The 17130-nt window shown below is 33.9% G+C and carries 15 protein-coding genes and 1 pseudogene; 13 read left to right on the top strand and 3 right to left on the bottom strand.

Features of this window, described 5'->3' with window-relative positions; genetic code table 11:
- Positions 1-754 precede the first annotated feature (754 nt).
- The 3 genes from HM987_RS19465 to HM987_RS19455 all read left to right on the top strand — a co-directional run bounded on the left by HM987_RS19465 (position 755) and on the right by HM987_RS19455 (position 6342).
- On the top strand, positions 755-2884 hold the full coding sequence (locus HM987_RS19465) for a Tex family protein (protein ID WP_179010181.1): 2130 nt from the start codon (positions 755-757) through the stop codon (positions 2882-2884).
- A gap of 126 nt (positions 2885-3010) precedes the next feature.
- Positions 3011-5422, top strand: a complete 2412-nt coding sequence (locus tag HM987_RS19460; RefSeq protein WP_179009729.1) for a hypothetical protein — start codon at positions 3011-3013, stop codon at positions 5420-5422.
- A gap of 17 nt (positions 5423-5439) precedes the next feature.
- Positions 5440-6342: a histone deacetylase family protein gene (locus tag HM987_RS19455; protein WP_179009727.1), complete on the top strand. Its 903-nt coding sequence runs from the start codon at positions 5440-5442 to the stop codon at positions 6340-6342.
- A gap of 1 nt (position 6343) precedes the next feature.
- On the opposite strand, the gene HM987_RS19450 is transcribed toward HM987_RS19455, so the two are convergent.
- The 3 genes from HM987_RS19450 to HM987_RS19440 are packed head-to-tail and all read right to left on the bottom strand — an operon-like array spanning position 6344 to position 10101.
- On the bottom strand, positions 6344-8638 hold the full coding sequence (locus HM987_RS19450; protein ID WP_179009725.1) for a TonB-dependent receptor plug domain-containing protein: 2295 nt from the start codon (positions 8636-8638) through the stop codon (positions 6344-6346).
- Complete coding sequence (locus HM987_RS19445) at positions 8622-9530, bottom strand: FecR family protein (protein ID WP_179009722.1); 909 nt, start codon at positions 9528-9530, stop codon at positions 8622-8624. Before HM987_RS19445 ends, HM987_RS19450 begins: the two co-directional genes overlap by 17 nt.
- Positions 9531-9576: 46 nt before the next feature.
- On the bottom strand, positions 9577-10101 hold the full coding sequence (locus tag HM987_RS19440; protein ID WP_179009720.1) for an RNA polymerase sigma factor: 525 nt from the start codon (positions 10099-10101) through the stop codon (positions 9577-9579).
- 109 nt (positions 10102-10210) lie between these two features.
- Here HM987_RS19440 and HM987_RS19435 point away from each other — a divergent pair, with 109 nt between their 5' ends.
- The 10 genes and pseudogenes from HM987_RS19435 to HM987_RS19650 all read left to right on the top strand — a co-directional run bounded on the left by HM987_RS19435 (position 10211) and on the right by HM987_RS19650 (position 17005).
- A complete protein-coding gene (locus tag HM987_RS19435; RefSeq protein WP_179009718.1) occupies positions 10211-11281 on the top strand; it encodes a hypothetical protein in 1071 nt (356 codons plus the stop codon).
- A 24-nt stretch (positions 11282-11305) separates the two neighbouring features.
- Positions 11306-11791, top strand: coding sequence for a hypothetical protein (locus tag HM987_RS19430; protein WP_229724535.1), 486 nt, complete (start codon positions 11306-11308; stop codon positions 11789-11791).
- A gap of 126 nt (positions 11792-11917) precedes the next feature.
- The gene (locus tag HM987_RS19425; RefSeq protein WP_179009716.1) at positions 11918-12307 is read left to right on the top strand and encodes an OB-fold protein; all 390 of its coding nucleotides are present in this window, start codon (positions 11918-11920) and stop codon (positions 12305-12307) included.
- Positions 12308-12326: 19 nt separating this feature from the next.
- Complete coding sequence (locus HM987_RS19420; RefSeq protein ID WP_179009714.1) at positions 12327-13076, top strand: T9SS type A sorting domain-containing protein; 750 nt, start codon at positions 12327-12329, stop codon at positions 13074-13076.
- 49 nt (positions 13077-13125) lie between these two features.
- The gene (locus HM987_RS19415; protein ID WP_179009712.1) at positions 13126-13977 is read left to right on the top strand and encodes a DUF5777 family beta-barrel protein; all 852 of its coding nucleotides are present in this window, start codon (positions 13126-13128) and stop codon (positions 13975-13977) included.
- A 14-nt stretch (positions 13978-13991) separates the two neighbouring features.
- Positions 13992-14354, top strand: a complete 363-nt coding sequence (locus HM987_RS19410; RefSeq protein WP_179009710.1) for a hypothetical protein — start codon at positions 13992-13994, stop codon at positions 14352-14354.
- A 6-nt stretch (positions 14355-14360) separates the two neighbouring features.
- The gene (locus tag HM987_RS19405; RefSeq protein WP_179009708.1) at positions 14361-14909 is read left to right on the top strand and encodes a YceI family protein; all 549 of its coding nucleotides are present in this window, start codon (positions 14361-14363) and stop codon (positions 14907-14909) included.
- Positions 14910-14995: 86 nt separating this feature from the next.
- A complete protein-coding gene (locus HM987_RS19400; RefSeq protein ID WP_179009706.1) occupies positions 14996-15514 on the top strand; it encodes a ferritin in 519 nt (172 codons plus the stop codon).
- A 795-nt stretch (positions 15515-16309) separates the two neighbouring features.
- Positions 16310-16537, top strand: a pseudogene (locus HM987_RS19655) (DNA translocase FtsK); the annotation flags it as partial.
- 294 nt (positions 16538-16831) lie between these two features.
- On the top strand, positions 16832-17005 hold the full coding sequence (locus tag HM987_RS19650; RefSeq protein WP_229724707.1) for an HNH endonuclease: 174 nt from the start codon (positions 16832-16834) through the stop codon (positions 17003-17005).
- Positions 17006-17130: the final 125 nt, after the last annotated feature.

The following is a 17130-nucleotide window of genomic DNA, read 5'->3' as shown; positions in this document are numbered from 1 at the left end:
GTAAACATTGCCATTGTTCCAGATGAAAACATGGTCAATGAAGCAAAAAGGGAAGCTGGTTCCAATTAATAAACTTTTATGAAAACCATTCGGCATTTACAGCTGAGTTAAATATCTTACAGACCTTATAAATTTTAAAATTATAAGGTCTTTTTCATGCTTTCACTGGGACGTCTAAAAGAGCAATTAATAATATATTTAGAGGATTGACGCTCATAAAATTGCCGATAAAACGCAAGATATTTTGACATTCCTGAAGTGTTGGGATTGCAGAATTTGAGATTATTCTTATAGGCAAATAGAAAGTAAGTGCTCAACAGCTAAATTCCGACAACGTCGGAATCAATGATTTTCAGAAATAATGAGCAACAAGGATGATTCTGAAAACTAATCTAGGATTGTAACTAATAGAATAATAAAATCCTAAATCCTTAATGTATTAGCGAATGGCGCTTTAGCGATTTCCTAACAAATCGTTTTGATTTTTTGGTTCGTTTTGCATCAAGGCAAAATGAACAGATTAAAAAAAAGAAGACCGAAGTCAAATAAATTGCTATCAATACGGAATGACTATAAAAAAAGTTGAATGAAGAGGTAAACATTGCCATTGTTCCAGATGAAAACATGGTCAATGAAGCAAAAAGGGAAGCTGGTTCCAATTAATAAACTTTTATGAAAACCATTCGGCATTTACAGCTGAGTTAAATATCTTACAGACCTTATAAATTTTAAAATTATAAGGTCTTTTTTTATGATGATAAAGTACATTGCCCAAAACACCAACTTACCAGAAAACAGTATCAAAAGTACGGTTCAATTGTTGAACGAAGACTGCACCATTCCCTTTATTTCACGCTACAGAAAAGAAGCCACAGGAAATTTAGACGAAGTACAAATTGGCGACATCGTAAAATACAAAGAGCAATTTGAAACGTTGGAAAAACGAAAAATCGCTATTTTAAAAGCTTTGGAAGAACAAGATGTTCTGACCAAAGATTTAAAACAAAAGATTGAACACACCCAAGATTTAACCACACTAGAAGACTTATACTTACCCTTCAAGAAAAAACGCAAAACAAAAGCTGAAACGGCTCGTAAAAACGGTTTAGAACCTTTGGCAAAAATCATAATGAGTCAATCCCGAAACTTCGGGTCCAATGATTTACAATCCATTGCTCACAAATACATAAAAGGCGACATCAAAACCGTTGGCGAGGCTCTCGAAGGCGCAAGACATATTATTGCCGAGTGGATTAACGAACGAACCGATATTAGAAATCTAATTAGAAAGCAACTTCAGCGTCACGCCATAATTTCGTCTAAGGTTATCAAAACAAAGTCGAATGAAGAGACAGCTCAAAAGTTTAAAGATTATTTTGATTGGTCTGAGTCTTTAAGCCGAATTCCATCACATCGCTTGTTAGCTATTTTGAGAGCGGAAAGCGAAGGCTTTATTCGTGTGAAAATAGAAATTGACGATGATAAGGCTCTAGAACAAATTGACAAAAGAATTATAAAAAGTAAAGGTGACTGTGCTGACCAAATAGAATTAGCGATTTCAGATGCTTATAAACGCTTATTGTTTCCATCGCTGAGTAATGAAGCTTTAAGTAATGCCAAAGAAAAAGCAGATGAATCCGCTATTACCGTTTTTGCTAAAAACTTAAAGCAATTATTGTTGGGTTCGCCTATTGGCGAAAAACGGGTTTTAGCTATCGACCCAGGATTTAGAACCGGTTGTAAAGTGGTTTGTTTGGATGCCCAAGGGAATTTAAAACACAACGAAACCATTTATCCACACGCACCAAAAAACGATAGCATTGGTGCTATAAAAAAAATTTCATCCTTATCAGAAGCCTATAAAATTGAAGCCATTGCTATAGGCAACGGAACAGCATCTCGAGAAACAGAAGCATTGATTCGGAAAATCCAGTTCAAAAATGAGATGCAAGTGTTTGTGGTCAGTGAAGCTGGAGCCAGTATTTACTCCGCATCAAAAATTGCCCGTGAAGAGTTTCCCAATTATGATGTTACCGTAAGAGGTTCGGTTTCCATTGGCAGACGTCTTCAGGATCCATTAGCGGAATTGGTTAAAATCGATGCCAAATCTATTGGTGTTGGTCAATATCAGCATGATGTGGACCAGACCAAACTTCAAAAACAATTGGATACCGTTGTAGAAAATTGTGTGAATGCGGTTGGCGTTAATATCAATTCAGCAAGCAAACCTTTATTGAGTTATGTATCTGGAATAGGGCCAAAACTGGCAGAAAATATTTTTGATTATAGAACGGCACATGGTGTTTTCAAATCGAGAAAAGACATTATGAACGTGCCACGTTTAGGAGGTAAAGCGTTTGAACAAGCGGCTGGGTTTCTTCGGATTAAAAACGCGAAGAATCCTTTGGACGATTCGGCTGTGCACCCAGAACGGTATACTATTGTGAAACAAATGGCTAAAGACGAAGGTGTTTCGCTTCAAGAGTTGATTGGAAATAAAACGTTGCTTCAAAAGATAGATTTAAAAACATATGTTTCAGAACAGGTTGGTCTATTGACGCTTCAAGATATTATTAAAGAACTTGAAAAACCTGGATTGGACATACGAGAAACAGCGAAAGTATTCACATTTAACCAAAATATAAAAATCATAACCGATTTGCATGAAGGGCAATTATTGCCTGGCATTGTAAACAATATTACCAATTTTGGCTGTTTTGTAGATGTTGGGATTAAGGAAAGTGGGTTGATTCATGTCTCCAATTTAAGCGACAGTTTTGTAAAAGATGTGAATGAGCATGTCCATTTGCACCAACAAATTATTGTAAAGGTTTTAGATGTGGATTTAGTACGGAAACGGATTCAACTCAAGCTACATAAATAATTCTCCTAAGTGGTATGAACTTTTCTCTTCTGAGTAAACTTTCAGTAATTGAAAATGTAATCATATTCTCGTTAATTAATTTGGCTTAATTCTTGAGGTAGTTAATTTTAACTAAAATCAACTACTATGAAATCACTCTACATTCAAATTACTCTTAATCTTCTAATTTTAATTTTCGGCGGGTACTCTGTTAATGCCCAGGATAATTCTTTTATTCTAAATGCTTATAGGAATTATACTGAAGCAGCTCGTGAAGTCGTTTATTTGCACCTCAACAAATCTACTTATATCACTGGTGAAGACATAGGTTTTACCACTTACGTATTAGACAAAAAAGATAAAAAACCTTCTTTTATCACTACCAATTTATATGTAAGTATTGAAGGTGAAGACAAAAAGATATTGAAACAGAAACTCATTAAGGTAGTTGATGGCGTCGCTTCAAATACATTTGAACTTGATTCTTTATTTTCCTCTGGAAATTACAAAATAAAAGCATATACCAACTGGATGCTTAATTTTGATGAGAAAAATTATTTTTCAGAATCTATTAGAATACTCAATCCTAATAACGAAAACGATCTTAGTGAAAAAAGAATAGAAAACCATATTGATGCCCAATTTTTACCCGAAAGCGGCCACTTATTAAACGGTGTTATTAACGTCGTAGGTGTTATTATAAAAGACCAACTTGGTTTTGGTATTCCTTATGCTGAAGGTGAAGTTGTCGATAAAAACAATGAATTATTAACATCATTTAAAACGAATCAGTTTGGCATTGGGAAATTTCAATTATTACCAAAAACCGATATGTCTTACAAAATAAAAATCAGATATGCTGATGAGGATATTAGTATTAATCTCGGTCATAAAACTGAAAAAGAAGGCATTATAATGTCACTTAAAAGTTTAAAATCTAAATTTTTAGTATCATTAATTACAAATGATGAAACCTTAAACCGTATTAAGCATAAGAGACATACATTACTCATTCATAACGGAGACAAATACGACTTTATAAATGTTTATTTTACTGATAAAACTGAGATAATACTAGAAATTGAACATGGCCAATCTGCAAAAGGCATTAATATTCTAACACTATTTAATGAAAATGATGAACCAATTTCAGAACGTTTGTTTTTTAACTACCAAGGTATAGACGCTATAAAAACTAATGGTATAAATGTAAGTAAATCTAAAGATTCAATAAACATAAACCTGAATTTTAAAGACTCAAAAGTTTCAAACAACAATTCAATTAGCGTTTCAATTTTACCAGCGAAAACGAAATCATACAATCACCATCACAATATTATTTCATATACCTATTTAAAACCTTACATAAACGGAAATATTGAACAAGCTAAATACTATTTTGAAAATGTAGATGAGAAAAAAAAATACGAATTAGACAATTTATTAATTACACAAGGTTGGAGCAGTTATAATTGGGATAAAATATTTAGTGATTCCTATAATCGAACCTATGCATTTGAGCAAGGAATTACCATAAAGGGAAACCTAAACTCTAAAGTAAAAAATGACGATGTTAATTACGTTATATATGGAACGAAAGATGAACTACCTCGATTGTTTAATATAGAAAACGGAAACAACCATTTTGTAATCCAGAATGTTTTTTCTAACACTATTGAATTATCAGAAATAACTAAATCTAATGGTTTAATCCCTGCTAACTTGTATCTTCAATTTTTTCCGAATAAAATTCCACAACTCCATCACAATGATGTTTCACTTTTAACAAAATCATTAGAAAAACCTCAGGAATTCATGAGAAATAACGATTTCGTTATATTTGATAAAAATGTGCAAAAACTTGATGAAGTTACTGTAAAGTCTCAAGTCAAAATAAAAAAACAAATGGAGAATGAACTAAATCATGGGAGGTTTGGCAAAACCTTTGTATTCGATGAGCAAGATGAAAACACCTACATCACATTAGAGAGTTTTTTAAAATTTAAGGCGGGGAATTTATTAGAACAAAGCATAGGACCTAATGTTTCACTCAATAAATGGACAACTTACGGAGAACAAAATGACAGTTCGACAGACCGAGGTAGCCCAAGTTCTGTAAATATTTTTTTAAATGATATGTTATTAAATAATGACGACGAATGGAAACATCTATTTTTATCTGAAGTCGATTTTATTGAAATAAACAGATTTGGTATATCGGACGGTATGAGAAGCCCAAAAGGATTTATTAAAATATACACAAAAAAGTTACCAACTAAACGTAGCCGAAAAAAGACAACAAAAGCATATAACTTACCTTTAACTTTCAGTGACCAAAAAAAATTCTACGTACCAAAATATAGCTATTATAATAATGATTTTTACAATTTATATGGTACTATAGACTGGAAACCGAATCTTAAAATAGATCAACAAGGCAACTGTTCGTTTAAAATAGAAACACCAGAAGTTCCTGTGATATTGATAATTGAAGGTATGACTGAAAATGGGAAATTGATATCTGAAGACAAATATATTTCATTAAATACTTCAGAATAATAATTGAGACAAGTACATTGCTAAAAACCGCCTTCCATCCTATTTACAAACATCCGCTTCCAAAAGGCCATCGCTTTCCTATGGAAAAATATGAGCTGTTACCTCAGCAGCTTTTACATGAAGGCACTTGTGTGGAATCTAATTTTTTTCAACCTGAAAAACCAAATGACAAACACATTGTTGCCGTTCATACAACAGACTATTACTATGATTTAATCAATCTCACCTTAGACCAACGTGCCGCTCGTAAAATCGGATTTCCACTTAGTGAAGTTTTAGTAGCACGTGAAGTGATTATTGCAGATGGCACAATGAAAGCTAGTGAGTTTGCGCTAGAACACGGAATCGCCATGAATATTGCTGGCGGAACGCATCATGCCTACTCTAATCGTGGAGAAGCCTTCTGTATGCTCAATGATCAAGCCATTGGAGCACGCTATCTTCAGGATAAAGGCTTAGCAGAAAAAATTTTGATTGTTGATTTAGATGTACATCAAGGTAATGGTACAGCAGAAATTTTTAAGCATGATACTTCGGTTTTTACGTTTTCAATGCACGGCAAAAGCAATTATCCATTTAAAAAGGAAATCAGTGATTTAGATATTGCTTTAGAAAATGACGCAGATGATGCAACGTATTTAAAATTATTAAAAGACACATTACCAAAATTAATACAAGAACAGCAACCCGATTTTATCTATTATCTGTGTGGTGTTGATGTTATTGCTTCAGACAAATTAGGCAAACTTGGTCTGTCGGTGGAAGGTTGTAAAGCTAGGGATCGTTTTGTGTTAGAGCAATGCAAAAGCAACCAAATTCCCGTAATGTGCAGTATGGGTGGCGGCTATTCACCAGATATTAATACCATTGTTGAGGCGCATGCGAATACGTTTCGGTTGGCGCAAGATCTGTTCTTTTAAATCAGAATTTAACCCTAAACGTTAAATTAGGCGTTCGACCCAAAGAGCGTTGGTTAATTTCTTCTACAACACCATTATTAAATCTATAAAATGAATTAATAATATTCTCTTTATCCAAAAGATTCCAAATAGCGATCCCGAAATTAGCCGTTGTCGTTTTACTCAATTTGAAATCATATAATGCCGAAATATCGACCCTTAAGTAGTCTTCTATTTGACTAGAATTGGTAGCTTCATAATTAATAGTGTTATCAATAATTTCATTTCCAGCCACAGGAATAGTTTTTGGACGTCCGGAATTCCAATTCAAACCTGCCGAAACTTTAAGGTGGTTTGAGCTGTAATTCGTGCCAAAAGCAATAGCATGTGTGATATCAAAATTACTAGGAAATGTGTTTTCGGGTAAGGACTGAAATGTATAATCGCTGTTCATATAGGCGTAACTCAACCATGAATTGAATTGATTAAACTGTTTGCGAACAATAAAATCAATGCCTTGAACCTCATAATTGCCAGCAGTTTTAATAAATTCATATTGGTTTTGAAATCCTTGACTTTGGGTTGTGATGCCTTTTACGTTTTTATAGTAGCCTTCTGCACTGACCAACCAACTGTTTTTATTAAACGAAACTCCTGCTGAAATTTGCCTGCTCTTTATAACAGGAATATCGCTGTCATTTGATAATTGCCAACGTCGTTTTTCCACGCCCAAAAAATCATTTTGGAAATTTATGATTTGTGAGGTGTTCTGGTGTTTAAATTCCCCTAACACTTCAACAGAAAAATGTTCCATGAATTGATGCGAAACACTTAATCTCGGTTCCAACAAATGCTTATTAAACTTCCCCATATAATTATACCTTAAACCTGCATTTAAATTGGTATTTCTATCTTTTGATTGGTAGGAAAGCTGTGAGAAAGCACCATGCGTTCTTAAAACTTTGGACACTAAATTTCTAAAAATCGGCTGATCAACATCATCTAAGTTAGTGATCTGGGTTTCAACAAAATGATAACCGTTTCTCCATTTTAAAACATCACTAAGCTTATAGTCTACTTTTAATTTGATACTGGTTTCAGACACTTTATTTTCTTGAAGAAAACGTTGCTCTTCTAAAATATTCGCATTTACGGATTTTAGTTGGTAGTCTGTTTCATAGACTTCTAAAGCGGTTTGCCATTTTCTATTCCAGATTTTTGAATATGAAACAGCTCCTGCTATACTATTTTGAGTTAAACTGCTTTTCCTCGAATTTTCGTCCGAATTAACAACCATATTTTCATTGAACACCAATTGGTTGGCAACATTGATAAAGTTTACGCGTAGTTTTTCATTGGCATTAATCTTATAAAGCCAACGTAAAGAGACATCATAAAAATCGAATGTTTTGTCTGAATTTATAATGTTCATATCATTATTTTCAACTTCAGTATCTTGTGAAATACGTTCGAAAAAATTAGTGTACGTTGGTGTTTCCGTGAAATCACTAATCGATTTACGTGCGGCTACCTGAAGTGATGATTTGTCGCCAATGGGCACATCAGCAAACCCATTGGCATCTATAAAATTAATGCCTAAACTGCCGTTAAAATTTTTATTCACTTCACTATCGGTTTGCATGGCAATAGTACCTGAAACACCATCGGTAAACTCAGTGCCAGAACCATTTTTTGTTAAGGTGACACGTTGTGTAATCTGCGGATTGAACATGGAAATCAATCCGAAAAAATGACCAGATTGGTACATTTTAATGTCATCCCAAAGTATTAAATTTTGATCATGCGTACCACCTCTTATATTAATATTCGACACGGTTTCGTTGCTACTTTGAATACCTGGAAAAGCCTGTACGGCTTGCAAGACATCTGTATCTATTAAACCTGGAAGGATATCGAAATCGGAAATATCAATCTCAAAAGCACCATTTTTCAACTTATTGATGCCGTTTACGATATAACCAGAAACCATGACTTCAGATAATTTTTGAAGTTTTTCATTTGAATTTTTAGCCACCACTAAAATCATTTTGTCAATGGTTATGCTGTAAACGAAATCTGTTTTTTCTTCTAAATAAAATAAAACCTCGTTTAGATCTAAACGTTTTGGTGGTGGAATAATCTTTACCTCAGAAATCACATCTTCTGCATAATTAAATTGAATATTAAATTGTGTTTCTAAGGTTTTTAGGATTTCAATGAGTGGTGATTTTTCGTTGGTATGCTGTGCCTTCGTTTCATGAACGAAAAAAAGACTTAAAAATAGGATTAAAATGTACCGTTTAGTTGGTTTCGCCATAAATTAGAACTTGGTTGGGTGTACTAATTTTAAAGGTTAAATTCATAGGTTTAGTGATAGATATTAGGGCATTTTCAAGGTCATTGTGAACAAATGCTCCTGTAAACAATCTGGTATTATTTGCGTTTTTAAAAGTGACCTCAACGATATACTGACGTTCTAACTCTTCAATAACATGTTGGAGCGGAATAGCTTTGAACGCACTTCTATTATTGGTCCAAATGGGTTGAGACGCTGTTGTTTGAGTTTCAGTAAAAGTACGGTTTAAAATACGATACGTTTCTCCAGCTGTCAATTGCCTTTTTATAGTATCTGACGTTACGCTGACCTTACCTTCATAACAGGTGACTTCAAAATAATTAGTTCTGGATTTTACATTGAATTCCGTACCAACTACGGTTACTATACCATTGTTCGTAATCACACTGAACGTTTGTCCTTTAGTGACTTTAAAATAAGCTTCGCCTTCAAGGTTTAATTGTCGCTTTTTAGCCCAAATGTCCTTATCATAGACAATTTTAGAATCTGCATTTAAAGTCACGGAAGATAAATCTGGTAATCTTATAGTAGCTTGTTCACTAGCTAAAGTTTGAGTTTCTACTTTATCTGAATTGAAAACTGTAAAATAGACAGCAACACCTATAATCAAAATACTGGCAACACGAAGCAGTGGTTTTATCCAATGTAAACGGTTTACTGTTGGTGTATTTTCGTAGGCTTTTTTAAAGGTTTTAAAATCATCAACTTTAGAAAAATGAGACGCTTTAAAATATTGCGCTTTATCAATTATGTCTTGATGTAAGGCATAGTCGTTGCGCTCACTAAATACTTTTTCTTCAGCATTTGTGAGGTTGTTGTTCAACCATTTTTTTAATAAATCGTCTTCTTCCATAACATATTCCCTAGTTATATAACAACTTAGGTTTCAATTCTCCTGATTATTTTATCTTAAATCCCTTAAGTTCTTTTTTAAGGATATTGAACGCACTGTAAATTCTATATTCAACTACTTTTTGGGTTACTCCTAGAAGTTCAGCAATTTCGCTATGCTTCTTTCCTTCAACCTTACTCAATAGAAAAGCGACACGCTGTTCTTCTTTTAAATTTGAAAGCACTTTGTTATATGTTTCTAAATACTCTTGCTGTTCTAAAATAAATTCAGGTGTTTCACTGGTATAATGTTTCGGTTTTATTTTTTGATATTTTAAAACGACTTTTTGGTGCTTAAATTCATTGAGCATCATATTATTGGCAATGGTAAATAAGAAGGATTTTGCTTTGGCGAAGGTTACTTTTTTACAATTGTCCCAAAGTTTCATAAAGGCATCCTGCACCTTGTCTTTAGGGTTAAATTGTGCGCCGTATTTGTAATACAAAAAATCATGTAGGTCGTCTGCGTATGTATTGTAAACACGCTCAAAAGAAGCACTTTCGCATATATTTTCGTCGAGATGTTTTGGCAAGTTACCTTAGTTTGCCCTAAAGGTATTGAAATATTTTTTTAAAAACATTCAGTAGTTTTTACAACTCAATTGTTATATATTAAATGGCATGCATCAAATTATAGCCACAATGAAATTACGAGTTTCCATTTTACTACTTTTTTTAACGAGTCTCATTTTTACATCCTGTAGAAAAGAAGAAACGGAATTTATTGAAGCACCAGAAGATGAAACCCTAACTTCAAATTCTAATGTTGCCTTATTGATGCAACGCACCGCTACAACTGATGGTTCAGTAGATAATATTGTGGTTCGCGCCAATTGCTTTGTTGTTGCTTTTCCTTTTACGGTTAATGTTAATGGCGCACAAATCACTATTAATTCCCAAGACGATTATGCCCTTATTGAATGTGTTTTTGAGGAAGTTGAAGACGATAATGACACTTTGGAAATCGTGTTTCCCATCACTATAACTTTAGCGGATTTTACTGATATTGAAATATCAAATACTGCAGTTCTAAACAACTATATTAATACCTGTAATGGTGAAAATGTTGCTGATGATGATATTGAATGCTTGGATTTTCAATATCCAATTACCGCTTTCTTGTTCAATTCAAACAACGAATTATTAGAAACCATAACCCTAGAAAACGATGGACAACTTTATGGGTTTATTGATGATATCGACGACGATGATATTATCACTATAGAATTTCCTATTACAGTCATACTTTCTGATGGTTCAGAACTTGTTATCAACAACCTCAACGCATTGGAAATCGCCATTGAAAATGCCCAAGATACTTGCGATGAAGATGACGATTACGATTATAACGATGATGATTGCGACGACTGCACACCTGCGCAAGTTGAAACCTTATTAACGGGTTGTACAAATTGGCAAGTCGATAAATTAGAGCGCAACGCTACCGACTACGATGATATTTATGAGGGGTATGATTTTAATTTCTTTACGGACGGAACGCTATCTGTTAGTTGGAATACTGTAACCGTTTATGGTACATGGACAGCTAGTGGTTTTGGAAATAATTTAGAGGTTTTGATTGATGTGCCTAGTTTACCATTATGTAATAATAATTGGATTGTGCACGAGATTGAAAACTGTAGTGACGATACAAAAATTGATTTAAGAGTAGGCGATGATGATCGCTTACGCTACGAAAATGATTGTAACTAATTTTTAACTTAAAATATAATAATTATGAAAAGAGAATTTTTTTATGGCATTTTACTAATGATGAGTTTTACCTTATTGTCTTCAACCTGTTCTTCGGATGACGATGGTAATAATCAAAACGATAATTCACAGGAAATTGCACAAATTGAAACTGAAGTAGAAGCTGGTACTTGGAGCATTATAAGTTATATCGATTCTGGCAGTGATGAAACAAATGATTTTAACGGCTATAACTTTACCTTTAGCACAGATGGAACATTATCTGCAACAAATGGTACTGCCTCTTATACTGGTACTTGGTCTGTTACGGATAGCAATAATAGCAGCGATGACAGTAGTGATGACGATGATATTGATTTTAATATCTTTTTCCCGGTAGCAGAAAGCAATGATTTTGAAGATTTAAACGACGATTGGGATGTGGTGTCCCATACTAATACTACGTTAAGTCTTATTGATATTAGTGGCGGAAATGGTGGAACCGACACATTGGTTTTTCAAAAAAACTAGATGAAAAAGAAATATTCCACTGTATCAAACGCCTATTGATTGGATTGAGTTAAGCATTTGATTACTTGTAGAAAATGGCTTCTCAGTACAGAGGCTCAGAAGCCATTTTAACTTAAAAAACTAAAAATGCTCAAAAAACTTATCATTTTCGGTATTCTGATTATTAGTGTAATTGTTGCCTACAATTACATCTATCAAGACCATAGAACTATTGAAAAGGAAACGGCAGCATTTGTAATGACGGCAAATGCTATTGGTAATGAATTTTCGAGTAATTTAAAAATGGCCGAAACAAAATATCTAAATAAGACTGTTGAGGTATCTGGTAGCATTTCAGAAATGAATACCATGGAAGTTACTTTAGACGACAAGGTGTTTTGTCAGTTTTCAGAAGCCTTAGAAGCTCCGATAGAAGAAGATACAAAACTAAAAATAAAAGGACGTGTTATTGGCTACGATGATTTATTAGAACAAGTAAAATTAGACCAATGCACTATTATTAATACTAAAAATTAACCAATTAAATTTAAACATTATGAAAACAAATTACACACTAAAAATGGCATTACTGTTACTTATCGCTACATTTTGCTTTTCGAATTTAACCGCTCAAGTAAGAATCTTGAGACTTGATCCAGCCACAAACTCTGTTACCCTAAAAAACTTTGGGGATAGTAATGTCCCTATTTCTGGATATTGGTTTTGTAATTTTCCCATGTATGCCCAAGTAGGTGATATGACAAGTACAGCGAGCTTAGAGCCTGGTGAAGAAGTGAATATAGGAAGTACTATAAATTTTGCTGTTGCAGATGGAGAATTTGGATTGTATACCACAAATTCGGAAGGTTTTGGATCTTCTAATGCCATGATAGATTACATTCAATGGGGAAGTGCAGGACACCAAAGGGAATCTACAGCTGTTGGAGCTGGCGTGTGGGATGCTGGTACGTTTGTAAATGTTTCCCCTCCTTTTGAATATAATGGAGATGGCACCCAAAATGGTGTTGCATTTTGGGTTACTCTTGGTGTTGACGATTTTGAGACCATCAGCCAAATAGAGCTTTTCCCAAACCCAACTTCAACCACTTTACATATTGCTATTAGCCGTAGTGTGCTTAACGGAACGATAGGTATATATGATATTTTAGGTAAGCAAGTCTTAAGCCAGAGTATTAACTCTAGTGATGAATTACAAGTTGATGTTTCAAACTTAATTAATGGCTTGTATTTAATAAAAATCGCTACAGAAAATGGTGTAGAAACCAAACGTTTTATTAAAAACTAAAGCAGTCTAAAAAAGAGACCAAAACCCTTTTTTTATATCCAATAGCATCATGAAATATACCTTTATATGTTCACTACTATTGTCATGCTTTTTTTTAAGTGCTCAAGACGATGATTTGCTCAGTGAAATTGACACCGATTCTGTAGTTAACTATGCTACAGCCGCTTTTAAAGGTTTGAAAGTTGTAAATTTTGAATCCACAAAACTCGTGGCTAAGCAAGAGTTAACCTTTATTGTTTCGCATCGTTTTGGAAGTATAAAGAATGGGTTTGACAGTTTCTTTGGATTAGATGACGCCGTTACCAGACTGAATTTTGTATATGGCATTACCGATGCCGTTAACATTGGCGTTTCTAGAAGTTCGTTTCAAAAAATTCATGAAGCTTCAGCAAAATATCGATTGGTTAGACAAAAAGAAAATGGATTCCCATTGACCATCGTTGGCTTTAATTCCGTACTTATAAATTCTGCATTAGAAAAAGAAAATTTACCGAAGTTAGAATTTAAAGACCGTTTAGGTTACACCGTACAAGTGCTAATCTCGAGAAAAGTAAGTTCAAAATTGTCGTTAGAATTAGCACCGACGTTTTTTCACGACAATTTTGTGGCTTACAAAGACCAACACAATTCACAGTATGCTATTGGGTTTGGCGGACGGCAAAAATTAGCGAAACGCTGGTCCATCAACGTCGATTATGGTTGGCATTTAAATAGAGCAGAAAATTCACCATTTAAAAATCCGTTGTCCATTGGTTTCGATTTAGAAACGGGCGGCCACGTGTTTCAGATGCATTTCTCAAATGCCCAAGCCATGAATACTAATGGGTTTTTAGGCCAAGCGACAGGAGACTGGACGGATGGTAATATTTATTTTGGGTTTAACCTAAGTCGGGTGTTTTAAAAAAGAGAAGAACTATGAAACTTAAAATTCTAATATACATTCCAGTAATAGTCTCACTTTACAATTGTTCGTATGTAAATGAAGACGATTTAACAGAAGACCTTATCATTGAAGAGGTGACTACTTATGAAGACAATATCAAAACCATCATTGATACTAACTGTATTTTTTGCCATAACAATCCACCAGTAAACGGCGCACCAATGCCATTGACCACCTACGCCAATGTAAAGGATGCAATTGAAAACAGAGGCTTAATCAACCGAATTTCTTCCACAGATTTAGGGTTTGTAATGCCATTTGGTGGCCCAAGATTACCACAAAATTTAATAGACCTCGTCATCCAATGGGAAGCCGAAGGATTAATGGAAAATTAGCGTATTATGAGACAAATTATAGGTTTATTCCTGCTTTTAACTGGCACAATTGCCACAAGTCAAAATAGATATTTGACCAAAACCGGCGAACTTTCCTTTGAGGCTTCCGTGCCTTCTTTTGAAGAAGTAGCCGCAAAAAATGAATCCGTTACCGCGATACTAAATACTGAAAATGGTGAATTTGCAGCTTTAGCGTTAGTCAAAGCCTTCAGATTTAAAAATGCTTTGATGGAAGAGCATTTTAACGAAAACTATGCGGAATCTGATACGTATCCCAAAGCGCTATTTAAAGGGGATATAAACGGTTTTGAACTTTCTAATTTAAGTAAAACCGAGTCTAAAATGACCATTAATGGCTCCCTCACATTTCACGGTGTTACTAAAACCCAGAATTCCATTCCCGTAATTCTAAAAATGGAAGCTGATCACATAATGATATCTGGCAGTTTTAAAGTTATGGTTTCGGACTTCGAGATAGAGATTCCTAAAGTTGTAAAGAATAAATTATCTGAAGAGGTTGCTGTTGTTTTCAATTTTAAGCTGAAGAAGAAATAGATAACTACAAAATACCGTGAATAAAAGCAATAGCCCACAAACGCCTTATTGGTGTTTTAACTATCTTTGTATAAAACACAGAAATTATGTTATCAAAATCCATAGAAGCCGCATTAAACAAACAAGTTAGAATTGAAGCAGAATCTTCACAAATCTATTTAGCGATGGCCATTTGGGCAGAAGTAAAAGGACTGGAAGGCATCTCTAGTTTTATGTACAGCCAATCTGACGAAGAGCGTGAACACATGCTAAAGCTTGTGAAATTTATAAACGAACGTGGCGGGCAAGCCCATATATCTGAATTGAATGCACCCAACGTAAATCATAAATCCTATAAGGAAATGTTTGAAAAACTTTTAGAGCATGAAATATTTGTATCTGAAAGCATCAACGAATTGGTTCATATTTCTTTACAGGAAAAAGATTATGCCACCCACAATTTCTTACAATGGTATGTCGCCGAGCAAATTGAAGAAGAAGCTATGGCAAGAACAATTTTAGACAAAGTAAAAATGATTGGCGACGATAAAGGTGGTCTGTACTTATTTGACAGAGACATACAGCAACTTACCATAAGCTCAGCCGCAGAAACACCTGGAGACTAAAATGTTAAAATTTATTTAGATTAAGTATAAATAACTATTTTTGCCACGGAAATTAAAAGATTTCTGTTTTACACGGAAACTAAAGATGGGCAAAAAGAAGAAAAATAAAAAGTTAAAGAAAGAACGTCTTAAAGTTCTTGAATCTTCTGGTGCGGAATCGCTTGGTAACGTAAAGTCCAAATGCTGCAAAAAGTATAAAAAATCTGAACACAAACGTTGTAAAAAATGTCCGTGTTTTGATTTGCTGAAAAAAGTAGCTTAAACCCTCATTATTTCACCTTTCCAATAAGTTAATAGTGACCAAGTCGACTTTCCAATAGTATTATAAAAAATTATCTTTACGGGATAGCAGACCAGAATCAACCATGATCTACACGCATGTTGCGAGGAAGGATTTAATAAACATTAAAAGTCCATTGGACAGAGCCATTAAGGCCTTGAAAAAATTGGACCAAAAAGAACAAAAGGTAACCTTATCCCGTAAATAAGCGGGATAATGATTATATTGGTCGTCATATAACTAGTTGTGCGTAAGCTGACAAACCAACAATCTGAAGAATAAAAATGGGAATATTTGATTTTTTAAGAGGCAATAAAAATTCTAAATCGGAAAACACCGAAAATGAAAATTTTGGAACTAATCAAACATCTGACTTAAATGCAAAAAAGGAATTTGTAGCTCAAAAAATCGCAGATGTACTTGATGAAAATAAGCAGATAAATTTAACCGAAGAAGAAATTCAAAAATATATTCAACAAGAAATAAGCGACAGATTATCGACAGAACCAAAGTTTGAATTTAGTTCATCTGATTTTGACCCTTTATTTCCAGAAGCTGCGAGAATACTTGTCGAACATAAACAAGGTTCAGCTTCTTTACTTCAAAGAAAATTAAAATTAGGATATAATAGAGCAGGCAAATTAATAGACAATCTTGAAATGGCTGGAATTGTTGGACCTTTCGACGGTTCAAAAGCAAGAACCGTTCTTATTCAAAACACACATCAACTAGAACTTTTTCTACAACTTGGAAAAGTAAAAAATAAAAGGTTCAATCATTTTAAGGAACATATTTTACCACTTCACGAAGAACTGATTGCTTCCAAAGTTTCCGAATTAATAAAAGCACAAGAAATTGCCAAAGAAAACGAACTTAAAGAAATACTTAAACAGGAAATTTTAGATAAAGAAAACGAAAAATCAGAAAAGGAAAAAAGAAGGCAATTAAAAACTCAAGTCAGAAAAGAATTAATTGAAGAAGGAATTTTATCAAGTCTAAATGAATCGGATTTAAAACGTGAACCAATTCCTCAAGATGTGCTTGACAAAGTTTGGAATAGAGATGGCGGAAAGTGTGTTAAATGTGGAAGTCAAGAAAAGATAGAATTTGACCACATTATTCCTTTTTCAAAAGGAGGTTCAAATACTTACAGAAATTTACAGATTTTGTGTGAACAATGTAATCGTGGGAAATCGAACAACATTGGATAAAAGAAAGAAAAAGCCTACGCACAACAACGTGTATAATTAATGGCTAGTTCTCGCCTACTTACGAAAATCCTCGCGGATTTTCTATCTGGTTTATATTTGCTAAATTAGGTGCTTAAACACGCCAC

This window comes from Winogradskyella forsetii, assembly GCF_013394595.1.
Classification (GTDB): Bacteria; Bacteroidota; Bacteroidia; order Flavobacteriales; family Flavobacteriaceae; genus Winogradskyella; species Winogradskyella forsetii.
Note: the sequence above shows the minus strand (reverse complement) of the source record. Positions and strands in the feature narration are given on the sequence as shown.